Annotated in this window: 4 protein-coding genes; all 4 read right to left on the bottom strand. The window is 66.7% G+C overall.

The features are described from left to right. Positions 1–164: 164 nt before the first annotated feature. The gene (locus tag EES42_RS01485; RefSeq protein WP_241196196.1) at positions 165–947 is read right to left on the bottom strand and encodes a hypothetical protein; all 783 of its coding nucleotides are present in this window, start codon (positions 945–947) and stop codon (positions 165–167) included. A gap of 15 nt (positions 948–962) precedes the next feature. Then, positions 963–1,349, bottom strand: a complete 387-nt coding sequence (locus tag EES42_RS01480; RefSeq protein ID WP_124716273.1) for a YwqJ-related putative deaminase — start codon at positions 1,347–1,349, stop codon at positions 963–965. Then, positions 1,342–1,818: an SUKH-3 domain-containing protein gene (locus EES42_RS01475; RefSeq protein WP_124716272.1), complete on the bottom strand. Its 477-nt coding sequence runs from the start codon at positions 1,816–1,818 to the stop codon at positions 1,342–1,344. Before EES42_RS01475 ends, EES42_RS01480 begins: the two co-directional genes overlap by 8 nt. 29 nt (positions 1,819–1,847) lie before the next feature. Next, the coding region (locus EES42_RS01470) for a YwqJ-related putative deaminase (protein WP_277426095.1) at positions 1,848–3,399 on the bottom strand (1,552 nt) is incomplete at its 5' end.

Below are 3,399 nucleotides of genomic sequence, written 5' to 3'. Positions count from 1 at the left end.
AGTGGCAGTCACAGGCAATGAAGTGCGGAAACAGAGCACTTGACCGGAGAGCGCAGGACGGGAAGTCTTCCCGGCGCGAGGGTCTGCCGAAGATCGTCGCTCGATCTTCACGCCGCACACACGACCGTGAGCGACGGCCGACCGCCTGCCGACCCGGCGGAACATCACGATCCGCTGAGCCTTTCCACCGTCGACTCGATGAACGCGGCAGCTTCCCGCTCGGAGATCTGCACGTGGTCGACATCGTTGTGCCCGAGTTCGTAGAGCCTGAGGTACTCCGTCGGCTCCCAGCGAAGGTTACGGGTGAAGGCCTCGTCGTGCGTCTCCGCCTCCCTGCCGACGAGACGCCGCCGCAGGATGCCGCGTGGGCTGCTGCGCGGATATCCCTCACCGATCTTCGCGTAATACGTGATCCTGCCGACCGCTCCGGCATCGAGGGCGTCGAGTGTGCTTGTGGCCGGCGTGGGGAACGGTTCGGCGTTGAGATTGGACTTGAGGTTCCCGTGCGGGATCATCACCCCGTACAGGTCGATGAACTCCTCGATCGAGTAGCCACCGCCCCGCCCGTACATGAGCAGCAACGGCTCGTACGGGTCCGGGAGCTCCGGAAGGGTGGCCTTGCCCCCGGCCCGGAGCGCCGCCCAGCGCACGGCACCCCGGCACGTCCTTGCCGTGGACGGCGTGCCGACGTTGTGCGCCAGGTAGTCCTCCAGCTCGGACCCCACCTCCGGGTCCAGCCGGAACGCGGGGTCGACGAACTCGGTGACGTCGAAGAAGGGCCATTCCTCCTCGGCGCCGTACGCCTGAGCCCACAGCGCCGCGCGGCGCAGGTACTCCCGCATCAGCAGGGCGCGGGAACGCGAGTGACCGTTGGCCATGTCCCAGTCGCCGTACCAGTCCACCGAGCGCAACCGCTCCAGGACCGCGCGTGGCAGCTCAGTGCTCACTTCGGATCGAGTCCCTCAAGCCATTACCTGCACACCCAATTTCTGGAGCAGGAGCCGGCAGACCTCGCACGGCTCCGTGGTCCTGCCGTGATCGGGGTGCCCTTGACCACGGATCATCTTGGAGATGATGGCGGATCCCGCGAAGTGCGGAGCGGCTTCGTCGAGTGTGCTCGTGCGGCCGTCGCCCCGTGCGGAGTCGAACGCCCACAACTGGTCCGACACCAGAGCCGATTCGGCGCAGCGCCCGGTGAACGGCCTGCGCACATCGGCCGGCAGTGATTCGACGAACGACCGGATGGCCGGATGGAGATTGGCGGTGCCTTCCCCGACCAGGCTGGTATGGCTGACCACCTGGCCGCCGATCAGCAGGGAGGAGGCTACGGCGGGGAATTGCTCAGACAAAGTAGTCCTCCGCGTCCAGGGGGGTGGCCCCGATCAGAAACCTGGAAAACGCATCTGCGTCGTTCGCTCCCATGTAATAACCGCCGGTGTGGTGGAGAGCAAAGAAGCGGCCCTGTTCATCGACCAGAATGATTCCGTATTCGAGGGACTCGTAACCGACGGGGAAGAGTTCCGTGCCGAGCTCGAATGCCAGCTCTTTGATGAGCGCGGCGTCGCCGTCGTACCCGAACGTCGGATTCATGATCCACGCCGATTCCCGGTCGGTGGGATGAACGAGTCGCAGATTGCCGTAGCTGCGGATGACGCGAACTGCCTGCGGTGTCGGGACCAGGGTCACACCGTGCTGCTCGGCGTCCTTCAGCCGAATCTGAATCAATTCCTCGGCAAGGTCCCCGATGTCACGACTCGGAGACCAGTCGCACGCAGTCAGCCAATTGCGCACTTCGGGTGTCAGCTGTTCATCGTTCACTATTTGTTCCGTTTCGTGAAACAGGGGTGCTACGAGTGTACTCGAATGCCCAGTTGAGGCAGTACATGCTCGCAGGTGCGGCAAGGGGGAAGGAATTCATTGTGCACACGGTCGAGTTCCCCTGTGACGCGGTCGCGGAGGTCGCCGATCTGACGTGAATGCATCACGCCCCCTTCCAGGGCGGCCTTGGCGTCGTCAATCGTGCGAATCGATTTACCTGTGGGGTCGATTTGATGCAATCGATCGCTGATCAGTGAAATCTCGGCGCACTTGCCGTGCCCTATCCCCTTGTTCTTCCCCTCGGCTTCAAGTGTTTTTTCCACGTTCTTCAGGATGTCGTCCAGCACGGCATGCCGCTTCGGGAGCTTCTGGCCGTGCATTTTAGTGGTGCTGCTGTGCGCGGTGATCGTGTTGTCGTGCAGGAAGCTTCCGGCGCAGCCGGATTCGAGATGGTTCAGGCCGGGGGGTGCCGCTCCGGTCGGAGCCTTCAACGCGTCGTCGGCGAGAGCGGACGCTTCCCGCTCCAGAAGAGGCAGCTGATCCTTCAGGGGAAGGTGCGAGACGTCCAGGGCGGGCCGCCGGTAGTGCCGCATCTTGTCCGCGCTCTGGCCGTGCCAGCCGGGCTGGGGGTCCACGGGCTTGCCGTGCGGCTCGTTGCCGGGGCCGTCGCCGCCGGGGTGATCCGGGCCGTCGGGGCCGTCGGGGCCGTGCGGGCCGTCGGGGTCGTGGGGGACACCGTCGTCGTGGGGGATGCCGTCGTCATGGGGCAGTGTGTCGTCGGATCCGTGGTGCGGGGTGCCCTCGTCCTTGCCGTGGTGGGCGGCGTCGTCGGCATGGCTGTTCGGGGTGTGGTCGTTCTGGTGGGGCGGTGTCGGGTCGTGCGGACCTTGCGGGCCGTCGCCGTGGCCGCCGGTGTGGGTGTTGGGCGGTTCGTGACCGGCGGTGGGGCCGTGGCCGAGGTCGTCGGCGTGGCCGCCGGGAAGGTGGTCGGCCGCTCCTGCGTGGGGGAGGTGGTTGCCCGCGTTTCCGCCGGGGAGGTTGTCGCCGGCGTGGCCGCCGGGGAGGTTGTCGGCGGGGTTGTGGGTGGTGGGCAGGTCGTCCGCGAGGCGGCCGGTGTCGCCGAGGTCGCTGCCGAGGTGGACGACGTTGTCACCCGCGTCGGCGCCGACGTGTGCGACGTTGTCGGCGGTGTTGGCGCCGACGCCGACCAGGGCCGGTTCCCTGACCGGATCGTTGGGGTGCGGGGTGGTGGGGTCCGGGGTGTTGGTGTGGGGGGTCGTGGGGTCCGGGCCGTCGGTGTGCGGGACGGTGGGGGAGGTCTCCTTGGGGGCGTCTTCGGCCTTCTGGACGATGTCGCCGTGTTCGTCGAGGAGATTGCCGTCGTGGTCGAAGTACTGGACGGGTGCGTCGGTGTGAGTGGGGAGCTTGGTGGCGTTCTCGGGCAGGACGGGGACGTCGTCGGGGAACTTGACGTTCCCGTCGGGGAGCTTGACCCCGCCCTCGGGGACAGGCGCGCCCTCGGGGAGGTGGAAGGTGCCGTCGGGGAGTTTGAGGGAGCCCTCCGGAATGGTGATGGCGTCA

The sequence above is a fragment of the Streptomyces sp. ADI95-17 genome, from assembly GCF_003846175.1.
Classification (GTDB): Bacteria; Actinomycetota; Actinomycetes; order Streptomycetales; family Streptomycetaceae; genus Streptomyces; species Streptomyces sanglieri.
The sequence above is the reverse complement of the archived record's forward strand: the minus strand, read 5'-3'. Positions and strand labels throughout refer to the sequence as shown.